The 16,343-nt window shown below is 72.9% G+C and carries 12 protein-coding genes; 4 read left to right on the top strand and 8 right to left on the bottom strand.

Annotation, left to right across the window (positions count from 1 at the left end):
- Nucleotides 1-30: 30 nt before the first annotated feature.
- Both ACFV9M_RS27820 and ACFV9M_RS27815 read right to left on the bottom strand, forming a co-directional pair.
- On the bottom strand, nt 31-660 hold the full coding sequence (locus tag ACFV9M_RS27820) for an HAD family hydrolase (RefSeq protein ID WP_385069272.1): 630 nt from the start codon (nt 658-660) through the stop codon (nt 31-33).
- A complete protein-coding gene (locus ACFV9M_RS27815; protein ID WP_385069271.1) occupies nt 653-1,942 on the bottom strand; it encodes an LCP family protein in 1,290 nt (429 codons plus the stop codon). Before ACFV9M_RS27815 ends, ACFV9M_RS27820 begins: the two co-directional genes overlap by 8 nt.
- 120 nt (nt 1,943-2,062) lie before the next feature.
- Between ACFV9M_RS27815 and ACFV9M_RS27810 the strand changes: the two genes are divergently transcribed.
- Nucleotides 2,063-2,638, top strand: a complete 576-nt coding sequence (locus tag ACFV9M_RS27810; protein ID WP_385069269.1) for an acyl-CoA thioesterase — start codon at nt 2,063-2,065, stop codon at nt 2,636-2,638.
- 58 nt (nt 2,639-2,696) lie between these two features.
- Here ACFV9M_RS27810 and ACFV9M_RS27805 read toward each other — a convergent pair whose 3' ends face one another.
- Nucleotides 2,697-4,058 (bottom strand): LCP family protein, encoded by a 1,362-nt coding sequence (locus tag ACFV9M_RS27805; RefSeq protein WP_385069268.1) that lies wholly within the window; start codon nt 4,056-4,058, stop codon nt 2,697-2,699.
- Between the two features lie 222 nt (nt 4,059-4,280).
- On the opposite strand from ACFV9M_RS27805, the gene ACFV9M_RS27800 reads away from it, so the two are divergent.
- Nucleotides 4,281-5,315, top strand: a complete 1,035-nt coding sequence (locus ACFV9M_RS27800) for a glycosyltransferase family 2 protein (protein ID WP_385069266.1) — start codon at nt 4,281-4,283, stop codon at nt 5,313-5,315.
- Between the two features lie 205 nt (nt 5,316-5,520).
- Here the strand turns inward: ACFV9M_RS27800 and ACFV9M_RS27795 are convergent, their stop codons facing one another.
- The 4 genes from ACFV9M_RS27795 to ACFV9M_RS27780 all read right to left on the bottom strand — a co-directional run bounded on the left by ACFV9M_RS27795 (nt 5,521) and on the right by ACFV9M_RS27780 (nt 11,913).
- Complete coding sequence (locus ACFV9M_RS27795) at nt 5,521-7,248, bottom strand: LCP family protein (RefSeq protein ID WP_385069265.1); 1,728 nt, start codon at nt 7,246-7,248, stop codon at nt 5,521-5,523.
- Nucleotides 7,249-7,339: 91 nt separating this feature from the next.
- Nucleotides 7,340-9,106 carry an LCP family protein gene (locus ACFV9M_RS27790; protein WP_385069263.1) on the bottom strand — a complete coding sequence of 589 codons (1,767 nt, stop codon included), beginning with the start codon at nt 9,104-9,106 and terminating at the stop codon, nt 7,340-7,342.
- Between the two features lie 320 nt (nt 9,107-9,426).
- Nucleotides 9,427-10,620, bottom strand: coding sequence for an LCP family protein (locus tag ACFV9M_RS27785; RefSeq protein WP_385069262.1), 1,194 nt, complete (start codon nt 10,618-10,620; stop codon nt 9,427-9,429).
- 534 nt (nt 10,621-11,154) lie between these two features.
- The gene (locus tag ACFV9M_RS27780; RefSeq protein WP_385069260.1) at nt 11,155-11,913 is read right to left on the bottom strand and encodes a TIGR03089 family protein; all 759 of its coding nucleotides are present in this window, start codon (nt 11,911-11,913) and stop codon (nt 11,155-11,157) included.
- Between the two features lie 128 nt (nt 11,914-12,041).
- On the opposite strand from ACFV9M_RS27780, the gene ACFV9M_RS27775 reads away from it, so the two are divergent.
- Together ACFV9M_RS27775 and ACFV9M_RS27770 are read left to right on the top strand one after the other, a co-directional pair.
- On the top strand, nt 12,042-13,604 hold the full coding sequence (locus ACFV9M_RS27775; protein ID WP_385069258.1) for a peptidoglycan recognition protein: 1,563 nt from the start codon (nt 12,042-12,044) through the stop codon (nt 13,602-13,604).
- Between the two features lie 218 nt (nt 13,605-13,822).
- Complete coding sequence (locus ACFV9M_RS27770; RefSeq protein ID WP_385069256.1) at nt 13,823-14,905, top strand: sugar phosphate nucleotidyltransferase; 1,083 nt, start codon at nt 13,823-13,825, stop codon at nt 14,903-14,905.
- 281 nt (nt 14,906-15,186) lie between these two features.
- Here ACFV9M_RS27770 and ACFV9M_RS27765 read toward each other — a convergent pair whose 3' ends face one another.
- Nucleotides 15,187-16,197, bottom strand: coding sequence for a DNA-3-methyladenine glycosylase family protein (locus ACFV9M_RS27765; protein ID WP_385077327.1), 1,011 nt, complete (start codon nt 16,195-16,197; stop codon nt 15,187-15,189).
- Nucleotides 16,198-16,343: the final 146 nt, after the last annotated feature.

Here is a 16,343-nt window from a genome sequence, read left to right as displayed (position 1 = left end):
GTGTGCCCGGGGATCGGCACGGCCGCCGGCTCAGGCGAACAGCGGCTCCAGCGCCCGCTCCAGGTCGTCCGGTCCGCGGAAGTGCACGGCGGTCATGCCCAGCGCCGCGGCCGCCTCGACGTTCTCCAGCGTGTCGTCCACGAACAGGCACCGCTCGGGCCGTACGCCCGCCCGCTCGGCGCCCAGCGCGAGGATGCGCGGGTCGGGCTTGGCGAGGCCGACGCGGGCGCTGCTGACGACGTGGTCGGCGAGTCCGGCCAGGCCGAGGGCGTCGAGGTCCTGCTCCAGGCCGAGCGTGGCGTTGGAGACGAGGACCACCGGCACCCGGGCCCGGGCGCGGTGCAGCAGGGTCACCACGGTCTCGTCGGCGCGGAAGGGCGACTCCAGCAGGGCGGTGCCGAGGGCCCAGCCCGTCTCCTCGTCCACCAGACCGGCCAGGCCGCGGGCGATGGACTCCACCCACTCCTGCTCCGTGATCCGGCCCAGCAGCAGCGGTCCGACGGCCTCGGGGGCGAACGCCACCTTCTTGGTCGTGCCCTCCGCCAGGCCGGCGGCCCGCTCCAGCGCCTCCAGGTGGGAGGAGTCGAAATGCCGCACCACGTTGTCGATGTCGCACAGGACCGCGGCGAACGGCGGTCTGGCTCCGGGGGCGTCAGTCACCCGACACCGTCACCTTCTCGTCGTTCTTCAGCTGGTCGACCAGCTGCTTCACCTTCGTCTCGTCCCAGACCAGGTTGCCGCCGGTGGAGCCGGAGATCGGCATGTTCATGGACTTGCCGTCGCCGCTGTTGACGCCCTTCATCGCGAAGAACATGGACGCCAGGTCGTACAGGCCCATGTCCTTGTCGACGATCAGGGAGTCGAGGCCCGCGCCCATGGTGGGGTACAGCTTGAACGGGTTGAGGACCGTGCCCGGTGTGGCCACCTGGTTGGCGAGGGCCGCGAGGAACTTCTGCTGGTTCTTCGTGCGGTCGAGGTCGGAGCCCGCGAGCGCGTACCGGGTGCGGACGAAGGCGAGGGCCTCCTCGCCGTTCAGGGTCTGCTTGCCCTTCTTGAAGTCCGCCCCGGACTTGGTGTCCTTGATGTCCTGCGGGATGTCCATCTCGACCCCGCCGACGGCGTCCACGATGTTCGCGAAGCCGGCGAAGCCGATCTCCACGTAGTGGTCTATGCGCAGGCCGGTGTTGAACTCGACGGTGCGCACGAGCAGTTCGGGCCCGTCCTCGGCGTAGGCCGCGTTCAGCTTCACGTGCCGGCCCGTGCCCTCGTAGGTCTTGCCGGACTCCGAGCCCACGAAGGTCGGGATCTCCACGTCCGAGTCGCGCGGCAGGGAGATGAGCGTGTCGCCGTTGGAGCCGGTGTGCAGGATCATCATCGAGTCCGTGCGCTTGCCGTCGGCGGAGCCGGTGTGCAGCTCCTTCTTCTCCTCCGCCGACATGCCCTCACGGCTGTCGGAGCCGACGATCAGGTACGTGGTGCCCTCGCCCTCGTCGGGCCGGTCGATGACCTTCGACAGGTCGACCTCGCGCTGGAGCTTGCCGTCGGCCCAGAAGTAGGTGCCGACCGTCGTCACGACCAGCACGGTCGCGACGGTGATCGAGGTCACCTTGATGCGCCGCCGCCAGTTCGGCGCCGGGCGCGGCCCGCGGCCCCCGCCCGAACCCCCTCCGCCGGGGCCGCCTCCGCCGGGCGGCGTGCCGTAGACCTGGCCCGTGTTGTAGCCGCTGTCGTACCCGGTGCCCCGGGCGTCGGTGAAGTCGCCGTGTCCCTGACCGTCGACGTACGACGGCTGCTGCGGGATGCCGTGGCTCTGCGGCGGGGCGGGCCGGCCGCGGCGGACCTGACGCATGACGCGCGCGCTCTCGGGCCGTGCGCTGGCGCTGCCGCTTCCGTACCGGGTGCCGCGGTTGTCGTCGGACGGTCCCTCGGGCCAATCGTTCATGCGCCCCAGTGTGCAGGGAACGGCCGCATGCCGTACAAGGGCCGTCGGAAAATCGGGGGCCCGCTGTTGCCAAGCTGACACAAAATCCCGGGATGTCCCCCTCACCATAAGGTGGAGGTCATGACAGACCAGGTCACCGCAGTGGACTCGGGCACCCCGGACACCCCGGACACCCCGGATATCCCGGGCAAGCCCACCTCCGTGTTCCGCACCACCCTCAGCCACATCATGACCCACAACGACACCAACCTCCTGGGCACGGTGCACGGCGGTGTGATCATGAAGCTCGTCGACGACGCGGCGGGCGCCGTGGCCGGCCGGCACTCCGGCGGCCCCGCCGTCACCGCGTCCATGGACGAGATGGTGTTCCTGGAGCCGGTCCGCGTCGGCGACCTCGTCCATGTGAAGGCTCAGGTCAACTGGACCGGCCGGACCTCCATGGAGGTGGGGGTACGGGTTCTGGCCGAGCGCTGGAACGAGTCCGCGCCGCCCACCCAGGTCGGTTCCGCCTATCTCGTCTTCGCCGCCGTCGACGCCGACGGCAGGCCGCGCCGGGTGCCCCCGGTCCTGCCGGAGACCGACCGGGACCGCCGCCGCCACCAGGAGGCCCGGATCCGCCGCACCCACCGCCTGGCCCGCCGCCGGGCGATCATGGAACTCCGGGAACGGCGGGCGGCGGAGGGCTTCGAGGACTAGGGCCTCAACACACCTGGCACCCTCCGGGCCGGGGCGGGTCCGTCGTCCCCCCGTCAGGTCAGGAGCAGCCCACCTCGTCCCCCCGTACCACCCCGAACTCGCCCTGGCCCGGGTCCTTGGCGCGGACCCTGCGGACCTCCCGGAAGTCCGCGCCGGCGGTGACCCTCAGCGTCGGTCCGAGGCCGGGGGCGGCGCGCATCTCGCTGCCGGGCAGGGCCGCCGCGAGCGACCGGGCGGAGCGGTCCCAGCGGGGGTCGTAGGTGATGACCGTGCGGCGCGTGGCCCGGTTCGCGGCGGTGGTCGGGCGGCCGCTGGTGCGGAAGCCGGTGGCCGCGAGACCCGCGTCCACCTCCTTGGCCAGACCCACGGTGGTGGTCCCGTTCTCGACGTGGACCCGGATCTGCTGCGGGGCCACCTCGACGCGTACGGCCGTGCCGCGCGCCCGGGGCGCCGCCGCGAGCGGCTTGTCGTCGCGCACGGCCCGGAAGAGGCGCTCGGCCTTCACCGGGTCCCACTTCACCGTCGAGCCGATGCCCTTCACGACGTATCCCATCTGGGCGACGGGGACGGTCGTGAACTCCGACGACGACGGGGAGAAGGTGCGCATGGCGCGGCCGAGGTCGAGGAGTTCGTCGGCGCCGAAGCCGCGGTCCGCCCGCACCGATCCCAGCACGGCCCGCGCCACGTCACGGAACCTCAGCGGGTTGAGCAGGACGCCCGAGGAGGTCGCCTGGTCCACCAGGGCCGCCAGGAAGCGCTGCTGGCGCTTCATGCGCCCGAAGTCGGAGTCGGCGTCGATGTGCCGGGAGCGGACGTACTGGAGGGCCTGGCCGCCCTTGAGGGCGTGCGTGCCGGGCGGCAGGTCCAGGCCGGTGAACCGGTCCTTGAGCGGCCGGGCCGTGCAGATCCGCACCCCGCCGAGGACGTCCACCGTCCGCATGAAGCTGGTGAAGTCGACCTCCAGGTAGTGGTCGATCTTCACGCGGGTCATGTGCTCGACGGTCCGGACGGTCAGCTGCGGCCCGCCCTCCGCGTACGCCGCGTTGATCCTCAAGGGGTGCTGGTGCGTCCGGCCGGTGGCGCGGTCGGTGTGCGGGGGTGTCTGGGCGAAGGAGTCGCGCGGCAGGCTGATCACGCTCGCCCGTTCCCGGTCCTCCGAGATGTGCACGATCATCAGCGTGTCGGTGCAGTGGCAGGGCGCGCCACCCAGGCGGTAGCGCCGGCGCTCCCGCTCGGTGATCTTGTCCCGTCCGTCGGTGCCGACCAGCAGCACGTTCATGCCGTGGCCGGCCCGCGGGCGGTTCTTCATGTCCTTGAAGGGGTCGACGCGGGCGATGTCCGCGTCGAGGCTGCTGACCACGGAGTGGCCGATGCCGGCGGAGGCCAGGATCACGACCGAGAGGGTCATCGTGGCCCGCATGGCCCAGCGGGGACGCTTCCTCCGAAGGGGGAGTGCGGGCGGACGACGCGCGGGCCGGGAGCCGGACGACCGGTGCGGGGTCGGGGACATGCGGGTCACCTCCGGGCGACGGCCGTACGAGGGGGAGCCGTGAGCACCGTAGGCCCATACGATCTGCGGTCCGGGGCAGCACACCCGGCGGGGCGCGAGCCTGTCCCCCGTTCGCGGTAACGTGAGCGTCCTATGAACGCCAAGTCCGACGTGCAGCTCCCCGCCGTGTCCGTCATCATGCCCGTCCTCGACGAGGAGCGGCATCTGCGCGGAGCCGTCCAAGCGATCCTCGCGCAGGAGTACGCCGGCGAGATGGAGGTCGTGATCGCCCTCGGTCCGTCCACGGACCGCACGGACGAGATCGCGGCCGAGCTCGCCGCCGACGACCCGCGCGTGCACACCGTCCCCAACCCGACGGGACGTACGCCCGCCGCGCTCAACGCCGCGATCAAGGCCTCGCGCCATCCGGTCGTCGTCCGCGTCGACGGGCACGGCATGCTCTCCCCGGACTACATCGCCACCGCCGTACGGCTCCTGGAGGAGACCGGCGCGCAGAACGTCGGCGGCATCATGCACGCCGAGGGCGAGAACGACTGGGAGCACGCCGTCGCCGCCGCCATGACCTCGAGGATCGGGGTCGGCAACGCCGCCTTCCACACCGGTGGCCAGGCGGGCCCGGCGGAGACCGTCTACCTCGGTGTGTTCCGGCGTGCGGCGCTGGAGCGGCAGGGCGGCTACAACGAGGAGTTCATCCGCGCCCAGGACTGGGAGCTGAACTTCCGCATACGCGAGGCGGGCGGGCTGATCTGGTTCTCGCCCGAGCTGAAGGTGTCGTACCGGCCGCGGCCGAGCGTCAGGGCGCTCGCCAAGCAGTACAAGGACTACGGCCGCTGGCGGCACGTCGTCGCCCGCTACCACGAGGGCTCCATCAACCTGCGCTACCTCGCCCCGCCGACCGCCGTGTGCGCGATCGCGGCCGGGATCGTGGTGGGCGCGGCCGTCACCCCGCTCGGCTTCGTGATCCCCGGCGGCTACCTCGCGGCGATCGTCGCCGGGTCGGTGCCGGCCGGCAAGGGACTGCCGCTGAAGGCGCGGCTGCGGATCCCCGTGGCCCTGGCCACCATGCACATGTCGTGGGGCTGGGGCTTCCTGACCAGCCCGAGGTCGCTGGCGAGGAAGGTCATCGCCTCCCGCCGCCCGGCGGTCCTGGGCGCCGAGGCGCACTGAGACCGCGGGGCGCACTGAGACCATGGGGGCGCGCTGAGACCGCGGGGCGCGCTGAGACCGCGGGGCGCGCTGGGGCTGCGGGGAGCAATGAGACCGTGGGGCGCACCGATGCCGTGGGGCGCATCGAGGCCGTCGGGCGCACCGGCACCGCGGGGCGCACCGAGGCCTTGGGGCGCCGACGGTCGGCGCCCCACCGGGATCCGGGCTACCAGGTGTAGTCCGGATCCACGTGCATGCACTGGCTGGTGTCGGAGGCGTTCATCGACTCGGCCGACTCGGGCGTCGTGTCGTCCTGCTCCGGCGCCTCGTACGTGGACCCCGACCGCCAGTCCGCGCCGACGTAGAGCGTGATCCCGGTGACGTCGGTGGACTGCACCACCTGGCCCGTCGGGATGCCCAGGGCCTTCGCCACCCGCTCGGCGTCGCCCTGGAGGTCGGCGCTCGGGTAGCGGATCACCGTCGTCTCCTCGGAGGTGGCCGCCGAGGGGTCCGCCACCGCCTGCGTGAAGCCCTCGCCGACCAGCAGCTGCCGCACCGCGGTCGCCCGCCCGCTCGCGGCGCCGAGGGTGTCGGTGTAGGTGCCGTTGTGGACCTGTACGGCGATCTCGTCGTCCGCGGCGGCCGGATCCGTGTCCGTCGGCGACGGGCTCGCGGACGCGGTCGCCTTCGCGGTGCCCTTGCCGTCCAGGGCGATGTCCTCGCGCACCAGCCGGAACAGCTGCGTGGCGTCCTCGGTGGGCTCCACCCGGCTGCCGACGTAGCGGTTGGGCATCGTCGTCATGGTGATGCGCTCGGTGGGCACCTTCTGCAACTCGGTCGCCAGGTCGTACATCTTCTTGATGCTGTCCAGGCCGTCGTCGACGGTGATCGCCTTCGTGGCCGCCTCGGCGAGCCTGCGCAGCGCGTTGGGGTTGGACAGCCTCGCCTCGGAGCGCAGCTGGCGGACCATCGAGTTCATGTACATGTGCTGCGCCTTGGCGCGGGCGAGGTCGCTGCCGTCCTCGAAGCCGTAGCGGGTGCGCAGCCACTGCAGGGCCTGCTCGCCCTTGATGTCGTGCGTGCCCTCCGCCAGCTTCAGTCCGGAGCCCTTGCCGGTGCTGGTGTGCGAGTAGACGTTGGCGTCCACGCACACCGGCACACCGCCGATCGCGTCCGCCATCGACACCACACCGGCGAAGTCGATCATCATGAAGTGGTCGATGTGGATGTCGGTGAGCTTCTCCCAGGTGGCCACCGTGCAGCCCGGGCCGCCGCGCCCGAGCGACTGGTTCGTCATCGTCCGCGTCGTCGTCGCCGCGTACACCTCCCCGTCGTCGGGGTCGGTGCACTTGGGTATGTCCACCAGGGTGTCGCGCGGCATGCTCACCACCGACATGTTGCTGCGGTCCGCCGACACGTGCAGCAGCATCTGCACATCGGCGAGCGGGGTGCCGCCGTAGGTCTCCTTGGCGCCGCCGAGCTTCTGGTTCTCCGCGGTGTCACGGGCGTCCGAGCCGATCAGCAGGATGTTCAGCGCCTTCTGCCCGGCCGCGTTGGTCTTGGTCTCCGCCGCCCGGTCCTTGGCGTCGCCCAGGTTCAGGTCGTCGCTCTTGATGTTGGCGTTGAGGTGCTCGTAGTAGAGGTAACCGGCACCCGCGCCGCCGAGTATCACCAGCGACAGCACCGTCGCCGACCAGCGCAGCACGCGCCGTCTGCGCCGGCCGCGTTCCGGGCCGCGGCCGGATCTGCGCCCGTCGTCGCTGCCGCCCGGACCGCCGTCGCCCGCACCGGACCCGCCGCCGTCACCGTGGTGCCTGTCGCCGTGGTGTCCGTCGCCGCTGCCGTCACCGGCGCCGCCGCCGTGCCCGTCCTCGATCGAGTCCCGGTCCACCGGTGTCGGGGACTTCGCGTCCTCGACTTCGGGAACCTTCCCCCGCACACTGCTCCGCGCCACTTCCCCTGCCCTCCCCGCCGTGCGCCTGACACGGGCCCGTCCCGCGTCACGTCAGACGCTCGACGGGCCCGCAGGGTTACCTACTTGGCGATTACTTGGCGCACTCGACCTTGTCCGCCGTGGACTTCTGGACCGTGTCGGGCACCGTCGTCGAAGCCGTGAGCGAGACACCCGCGCCCTTGAAGTCCTTGCCCAGCGTCAGCGTCATCGTCGGCAGACCCTGGGAGTTGGTGACGCTCTCACCCGGCTTCAGCGCGGTCCCGGAAAGCCCCATGATGGCGGCGAGCTTGCGGGCCTGCGCCGCCTGGTCGGGCGCGTACTCGAGCGTCGTCTTGCTGAGATCCTCGGGTGCGTTGCCCGCGTTCTCGGACTTCGTCACACCCTCATCATTCTGCAGCCAGTTAAGAGTTTCCTGTGCGCTGCCGGCCGGGGCCCCGCCGTTCATGACGCGCACCCGCACCTCGGAGGCCGCGGACTGCGTGCCCTCGAGACGGGCCGCCGCGGCGGCCGACGCCGCGTCCTTGGACGCCTTGGCCTTCTCCTTCACCTCGGTGAACGAGATGTCCTCCCGGATCATCTGGAACACGGTGGGCGCGGTCGAGTCGTTGAGGACGACCGTGGACGCGACCGTCTCGGCCGGGTTGTCGACCACCGGGACGGTGGTGAAGGTCAGGTTCTTGACGTTGAGCTTGCCCAGCTCCAGGCCCAGGTCCTTCAGCTTGCCGATGCTGTCGAGCTGGGAGTCGACGGTCAGCGCCTTGGTGCCCGCCTCCGCCAGCTTGATCATCTTGCTGGGGCTGGTGAGCGTGTCGTTCGACTTCAGCTTGCGCATCAGCGAGCTGAGGAACTGCTGCTGGAGCTCGATGCGGCTCAGGTCGCCGCCGAAGCCCACCGAGTGCCGGGTGCGCAGGAACGCCAGCGCCTGCTCGCCCTGGATGGTGTGCGTGCCCTTCGACAGCTTCAGGTGCGAGTCCTCGTCGTCGATGTCCTTGGCCAGGCACACCTCGACCCCGCCGACCGCGGTCGTCAGCGTCTTGACCGCGTTGAAGTCGGCGACCATGAAGTTGTCGGGGGTGATCCCGGTCAGCTCCGTCACCGTGCGCATGGTGCAGCTGGGCGTCCGGCCGCCCTGGCCGAGGCTGGTGTTGAAGCGGGCGTTCTCGGTCCCCTCGATGACCTCCGTGGTGCCGTCCTCCTGCGTGGTCTCGCAGTCCGGGATGTCCACGATGAGGTCGCGCGGGATGCTCAGCGCGGTCGCGTTCGTCCGGTCCTTGGAGACGTGCAGCAGGATCGTGGTGTCGGCGTGACCGACGCTGCCGGCGTCGCCGTAGCCCTCGTTGCCCGAGCCGGTGCGCTTGTCGGTGCCGATCAGCAGCAGGTTGATCGCCTTGTCCTTGCTGAAGCCACCGGTGCTCGCGCCGTCGTCGGAGACGGAGGTGATGTTGTCGTTGAGGTGCTGCAGGTAGAGGTAGGCCGCCGCGGCCGTGCCCACCAGCACGAAGGCCATGGTCCCGCCGGTCCACAGCAGGATCTTCCTGCCCTTCGTCTTCGTCTTCTTCTTCGCCGGCCGGCGGCCGCGCCGAGCGGGCGCCTCCTCCGGGGTGCCGCGGCGCCGGCGCGGGCCGGGCACCTCTGGCGTCTGCGGGGTGTCCTGCTCCGGTGCCGGCGTCCGGCTGCGCACCGCGCCCGACCCGCCCTTGGACCCCGCGGCGCGCCTTTCGGCCCTGCGGGGCCCGGGGACCGCCGACTGCGGTGCGGAAGGGGTCAGTCGCAGTTCGTATTCGCCGGTGTCCGGATTGAGCACCCACTGGTCTGCGGGGTCGATGTTGTCCGCCCGCCCACGGCCTTGCGCGTCCACGGTTGTCCGAATCCTCCGTCGGGGCCACGCGGCGCCTCTCCCCCTCAGGAGGCGCTCGGGTCGTCTCGGTCACTCAGTCAATCGGTCACTCAGTGCTCGACCGCAGGACAGACCTCGTGGCCGGGTGCACCGGATCGCTCACACTATCCGCCCAGTTCAGCGTCGAACGACGACGGTGACAAATTCCACGTCCCTACAACCGGGCAATCCGTCCCATTTCCTTGAAGTCGCCTTCTCCGGGACACGTGCGCTTGGGAAGCGCTTTACCCGCGGGGGACGTGCGGGGACCGCGCGGGGCCGTGCGGGGACGCGGCCGGGGCTCAGACGCAGCCGTCCTCGGCGGCCGTGTTCCCGCGGAAGACGGGCGGGGACGGGCTCGGCGAACGGGACGCGTCGTGGCCGCCCGGCTCCGCGGAACCGGGCGCCGAGGAGCCGTCCCGCGCGACCCGCACGGGCGCGTCCGCCCGCAGCAGGCCGAAGAGCCTCTCCGCCTCGGGCTCCACGAGCTGGTCACGGTTGGCGTTGTAGACGTACGACTCCCGGGGAACGGTGAGGAACCGCACCCGGTCCGCGGGAATGTCGCGCAGGCCGCGCACGAGCCGGTACAAGCCGCGCAGACTCGCCAGCTCCGGGTCGGTGGTGAGGGCGGACGTCGCGGCGTCCAGCACGGGATAGAGCTTCGCCGGATTCAGCAGGACGTCGTCGCTGCGCACCTTGTTGACGAGCGCTCCGAGGAACCGCTGCTGCCGGTCCATGCGGTCGGTGTCGCTGCCGTTGCCGAGCGACTTGCGGGCGCGCACGTAGCCGAGGGCCTGCTCGCCGTCCAGGGTCACCCGCCCCGCGGGCAGCCGCAGCTTGGCCGCCTTGTCGCGGACGGGCTCCCTCAGGCACACCTCGACCCCGTCCACGGCGTCGACCATCTCCTTGAACCCGCTGAAGTCGACCACCACGTGATGGTCGATCCGGATCCCGGTCAGCTTCTCCACGGTGCGGATCGTGCAGGCCGAGCCGCCCGCCTGGAAGGCGTAGTTGAACATCGCGAACATCGGCTCGGTCCGGCTCCCGTCCGGGCGCCGGCAGGCCGGTACGTCCACCATCAGGTCGCGGGGCAGGGAGACGGCGGTGGCGCCGCGCCGCCCGGCGGCCAGATGCAGCAGGATCGTCGTGTCCGACCGCTCGGTGCCCGAGTCCCGCCCGTACGCGCGGTTACCGGTACCCGAACGCGTGTCCGACCCGATCAGCAGGATGTTCCGGGCGTCCTTCACCAGCGCCGTCGGCCGCTCCTGCGCGTACCGCGCCAGCTCCGCCGCGGCGGCCTCGTCGGGCGTGATGTTCCCCTCGAGCTCGGCGTACACCGCCCACCCCGCCGCCCCGGCCCCCACCACGAGCACGGCGGCCGCCCCCGCCCCGTACCGCACCCACCGCCGCCGGCGCCGCCGCACGGACCCCGCCCCCCGAGCGGAGGCCCCTACCCCCGGCCCGAGGGGCCCGGATGCGCCTGCGTCCCTGCTCACGCCGCCATCCACCCCTCCTGCCCGCGGTACGGACACGCCGTCCGTCCTGCCAACGTCTCGTGGTGCTCCTACGACGATGGCGCGGGCGGGGTGGGGGCGCGGGCGGGGGCGGGCCGAACGGGGGACGGCATGCGGACGTGCGGGCGGGCGGGCAGACCCGCGGGCGTGCGGGCGGGCGGCCCCGCATGGCGGCGGGCAGGAAGGCGTGCGGGCGGGCGGCCCCGCGGGCGTGCAGGCGGGCAGCCCTGCATGGCGGCGGGCAGGAAGGCATGCGGGCAGGCAGACCCGCATGGCGGCGGGCAGGAAGGCATGTGGGCAGGCATACAGGCGTGCGGGCAGGGATGCAGGCGTGCGGGCAGGGATGAAGGCATGCGGGCAGGGATGAAGGCATGCGGCCCGGGCGACCGTCGCCCGGGCCGGCCACACCGCGACCTGGTCGCGGCCGGCAATCCGCGGTCAGCAATCCGCGGTCAGCAACCCGCGGCCGGCAACCCGCGGCCGGCCCGGGGGTTGCCGGAGCCGGCCCCGCCGCGCCTACCGTGCCGTGGCCGACACCCGTTCGCTCTCGATCCGCCGGGCCACCGTCTCCTCGGTCGCCTGGTCCAGGTGCCGGCACAGGACCACGGAGCCGCCGCTGGCCAGGGGGGCGTACAGGCCGGCGCTGAGGCCCTCCCAGGTGTCGTAGGGAAGGGCGGACAGAAGGCGGGAGCCGGGGCCCGTCAGGCCGAGGCCCGCCGCGTCCGCGCGGGCGCGCTCCACGATCTCCGCGCCCGTGAACTCCGCGCCCGCCACGATCAGCGCGGGCTCCTCCGGGTCGACCGGCGCGTACGGGACGAAACGGTCGCCGTGGCTAGGGACGTCCACCGCGTAGTCGGCGTACCCCTCCGGCGGCGCGGGCACGAAGCGCCGGCCGAGGGGCGCGAGGGAGAGCGCGTACCGCTCGCCCCGGCAGGCCAGCCCCGCCTCGAACAGGCCGGGCCCGGCCACGACATGGTCCGCGCGCGCGGGATCCCCGGCCACGTCCGCCACGGCCCCGACGGACGAACACGCCAGCAGCCACACGGCCGTCTGCCAGTGCGCGGGCAGCAACAGCGCGACCCGGTCGCCCGGTTCGGCGGACAGCCCGTCCTGGAGGAGGTTGGCGGTCTTGGCCACCCAATTGGCGAAGGTGGCCACGGACAATTCGACCCGCTCGCCGGTGGCGTCGTCGTAGAAGGTCACCAGCGGGCGCGCGGGATCCGCGGCGAGCGCGGAACGCAGCAGGTCGGCAGGGGTGCGATCGGTGGCGTTCACCCGCGCAAGCGTACGCGCCGCCCGCGCCGGACACCCGCCGCCGGGCCACCGGTTCGGCGCAACGGACGCGACGGACCGTCAGCTTCTCGATGTGCGGACGCGTGGAGGCGGTGCCCAGGATCAGTGCCATGCGTGGATTGCTTGCTTCCTCGATCGGCGTCACCTGCGCGGCGGCTCTCGCCCTCCCGCTGACGCCGCCCGCCATCGCGGCGACGGTGCCACCCGCGCCGGCCGCGGAGTCGGCGACCGCCGCGGCCCGGGCCACGAGTCCCGCCGCTCCGCTCCCCGGCAGCACCCAGTCGCTGCCCCTGACCCCCCTCGCCCGTGACCGTGCCCCCGGCGCGGAGCAGGGCCTGCCCCGCAGGGACGTGTCCCACTTCTCCCTCCTGGGCGTCGTCTGGGACGACCCGGACGCGGAACTGCACGGCCGGGTCCAGGTCCGCACCCGCGCCACCGGCACCGGCACCTGGTCCGGCTGGCAGGACCTGGAGACCCACAACGGTGACCACAGCGCCGACCGGGAGACGGCCGAGCGCGCCTCCGGCCGCGTCCGCGGCGCCACCGCCCCCCTGTGGGTGGGCGGCTCCGACGGCGTGGAGGTCCGTGTCACCCCCATGGCCGAGGTCCGTACCGAGGACACCGCCCGCGGTCCGCGTACGGCGAGCTCGGCCGCCCCGCTCCCCTCGGGCCTGCGCCTGGAACTGGTCGACCCCGGCCGGCTCGACCCCGCGACGGCCGCTCCCGGCCACGCGCCCGTCGGCCCGCCCCGCAGCCGCTCCCTGACCGCCCCCGCCCCCGTCCCCGTCCCCGTCGACCCACCGGACACGGCGGCAGCGACGACCACCGGGACCACCACCGGAACCACCACCGGGACCACCACCGGGACGGTCACCGGGACCACCACCGGGACCACCACCGGGACCCCCTCCGGGACGGCCACCGAGGCGACCGCCGCCTCCGCGGCCAACCTGGACCTCGCCCCCCTCGGCGCCACCGTGATCCCCGCTCGCGACCGCGCCGGCACCGAACGCGAGCTCCTCACCCTGCGCGCAGCCGAACTGACGGACAGCCAGAGGGCCAAGCCGTACATCGGCCCCCGCCCGGGCATCGTCACGCGCCGCGGCTGGGGCGCCGACGAGAGCCTGCGGGAGAGCGGCTTCCGCTACACGACGAAGGTCAAGGCGGCCTTCGTGCACCACACCGCGTCGGGCAACAACTACACCTGCTCCCAGGCACCCTCAGTCATCCGTGGTATCTACCGCTACCACGTCAAGAGCATGGGCTGGCGGGACATCGGCTACAACTTCCTCGTCGACAAGTGCGGAAACATCTACGAGGGCCGCGCCGGGGGAGTGACCAAGGCGGTCCTGGGCGCCCACACCCTCGGTTTCAACAGCAACAGCATGGGCATCGCGGTGATCGGTACGTTCTCCTCCACCAAGCCGCCCGCCTCCGCGGTGACGGCCGTCGCGCGTCTGACGGCGTGGAAGTTGGGTCTGTTCGGGGCCAATCCGGTCGGAAAGACATATCTGAAGTCCGGCGGTGGCAATCTCTACGCAAAAGGTAAGAACGTACGACTGAACGTGATCTCCGGCCACCGGGACGGCTTCGCCACGGAATGCCCAGGAAAGCAGCTCTACGGCAAGCTCGGCTCGGCCCGCTCGACAGCCGCCCGCTACCAGGGCCGTTGACGCGGGCCCGGGCGCCCGGGGCCTGGGGAGGCCCCGGCGACCCCGGAGGACGCGGAGTCACGTCCAGCGGGGGGCACATTCCACAAGCCGTCGGGGGGACAGCGCATGGGACACCGCATGCAACACCGCACGGCCATCGAAGTTGCCACGCAACGGTCTGCATACACTGGCCGGCCGAAAGACAGTTCGGCCGGTCCCGGCAGGAAGCAGAGACGAAGGTGACAGAAGCGATCCTCCTGGTCGGCGGCAAGGGCACCCGGCTGCGCCCGCTCACGGTGCACACGCCCAAGCCCATGGTCCGGGCGGCCGGCGTGCCGTTCCTGACGCACCAGCTGGCACGGGCGAGAGCGGCGGGCGTGGACCACATCGTCCTCGCCACCAGCTATCTGGCGGAGGTCTTCGAACCGCACTTCGGCGACGGTTCGGCGCTGGGCCTCCACATCGAGTACGTCACGGAGGACGAGCCCCTCGGCACCGGCGGCGCGATCCGCAACGTCGCCTCCCGCCTGCACTCGGGCCCCGACGACCCCGTCCTCGTCTTCAACGGCGACATCCTCACCGGTCTCGACATCCGCCGGCTGGTCGCCACCCACGAGTCCACGTCCGCGGACGTCTCCCTCCACCTCACCAAGGTGACGGACCCACGCGCCTACGGCCTGGTCCCCACCGACGAGACGGGCAGGGTCCTGGCCTTCCTGGAGAAGCCCCAGACCCCCGAGGAGATCGTCACCGACCAGATCAACGCGGGCGCGTACGTCTTCCGCCGCTCCGTCATCGACACCATCCCGCAGGGCCGCCCGGTCTCCGTCGAGCGCGAGACCTTCCCCGACCTCCTGTCGGCGGGAGCGCACCTCCAGGGCATGGTCGACTCCACGTACTGGCTGGACCTCGGCACGCCGGCCGCCTTCGTGCGGGGCTCCGCGGACCTCGTCCTCGGCCGGGCCCCCTCCCCGGCGGTCCCCGGCCGCTGCGGCGACCGCCTGATCCTGCCGACGGCCACGGTCGCCCCCGACGCGAAGCTGACGGGCGGCACGGTGGTCGGGGAGGGCGCGTTCGTCGCCGAGGGCGCGCGCGTCTTCGGCTCCACGATCCTGCCCGGCGCGGTGATCGAACCGGGGGCGGTCATCACCGACTCCCTCATCGGCACCCGCGCCCGCGTCGGCGAACGCTCCGTCCTCACCGGCACGGTCATCGGCGACGGCGCGGTCGTCGGCCCCGACAACGAACTCCGCGAGGGCGCCCGCGTGTGGTGCGACGCGCGGATCCCGGCGGGGGCGGTGCGGTTCTCCTCGGACCAGTAGGCGATCGTTCCAGTAGGCGGATCGTTCATCCGGGCGGCTCGCTCCAGCCTGTCTGGGGGTGCCCCCTCTGGGGGAGTTTGAGGACGAGGCCCGTCCAGGGCCGAAACGGGGGTCCGGGGGCGGAGCCCCCGGGGACGGGACGGGAAGGGGCGGCGGGGGCGAAACACCCTCGACGCCCACCCCGCTCCCGCACCCCGCTCCCGCACCCCGCTCCCGCACCCCGCTCCCGCACCCCGCTCCCGCACCCCGCTCCCGCACCACGCTCCCGCACCCCGCACCCCTCACCACCGCCCGATGTCCCCCACCGGCATCCGCGGCGCCCGCCGGGGCGGCACCCGCCCGCTCAGCAGGATCAGCCGAGCCGCCCGGTGCCGCTGCCCCGCGTACGGCTCCAGCAGCTCCAGCATCACCGAGTCGTCCGCCGACCGGTCCCCGGCCAGCGCCCACCCCACGATCCCCGGCAGATGCAGATCCCCCACGGTCACCTCGTCCGGCGCGCCGTGACTGCGCTGCACCGTCTCCGCCGACGTCCACGGCCCGATCCCCGGTACGACCTCCAGCCGTGCCCGCGCGGCCGCCGCCTCCATGCCGACGGTCTCCTCCAGCCGCCCCGCGACCCGCACTGCCCGCAGGATCGTCGACGCCCGCTTGTCGTCGACCCCGGCCCGATGCCACTCCCACGACGGGATCAGCGCCCAGGCCCGGGGCGCCGGCATCACCCACAGCCGCCCGCCCGCCGGCCCCGGCGCCGGTTCCCCGAACCCGCGCACCAGCAGCCGCCACGCCCGGTACGCCTCGACGGCGGTGACCTTCTGCTCCAGGACCGACGGGATCAACGACTCCAGCACCAGCCCCGTCCGCGTCAGCCGCAGCCCCGGCCGCCGGTGCCGCGCCGTCGCCACCACCCGGTGCCGGGGCACGAAGGCGGCGGGGTCGTCAGAGGCCCCGAGCAGCTCCGGAAGCTGCTCCAGCAGCCACTCCGCGCCGGGCCCCCAGGCCTCCCCGCGCACCGCACCGTCCCCGGGCGCCGCGGTGAGCCGCAGGGTGCCCGGCCCGGCGGGCGTCCGGCTGGCCCGCCACACCGACCCGTCGGGCATCGCCCGGAACGTCGGATCGCCCGGCCCGCGCCCAAGCGGCCCCAGCACCAGCCCGAGGTCGAGCGGCCCCCCGGGCTCCCAGGTCCGCACCCGCCCCGCCCCGGAACCCGCCTGCCGCGGCACCCCCGCGGACACGACGACCTGGCCCCCGCGCACGGTCGTACGGGTGGGCCGGGGAGCGAATCGTCCTGACACGGGTGACGTCCTGGGGCAGCGGAGGAGAAGCGGAAGCGACCCTACGAGGGTAGGCGCACACGGCGGCGGGCACGCGCGTCAGAACGGCGAGCAGGCGCGTCACGCGTCAGAACGGCGAGCAGGCGCGTCACGCGTCAGAACGGCGA

Source organism: Streptomyces sp. NPDC059895 (assembly GCF_042731035.1).
GTDB lineage: Bacteria > Actinomycetota > Actinomycetes > Streptomycetales > Streptomycetaceae > Streptomyces.
Note: the sequence above shows the minus strand (reverse complement) of the source record. Positions and strands in the feature narration are given on the sequence as shown.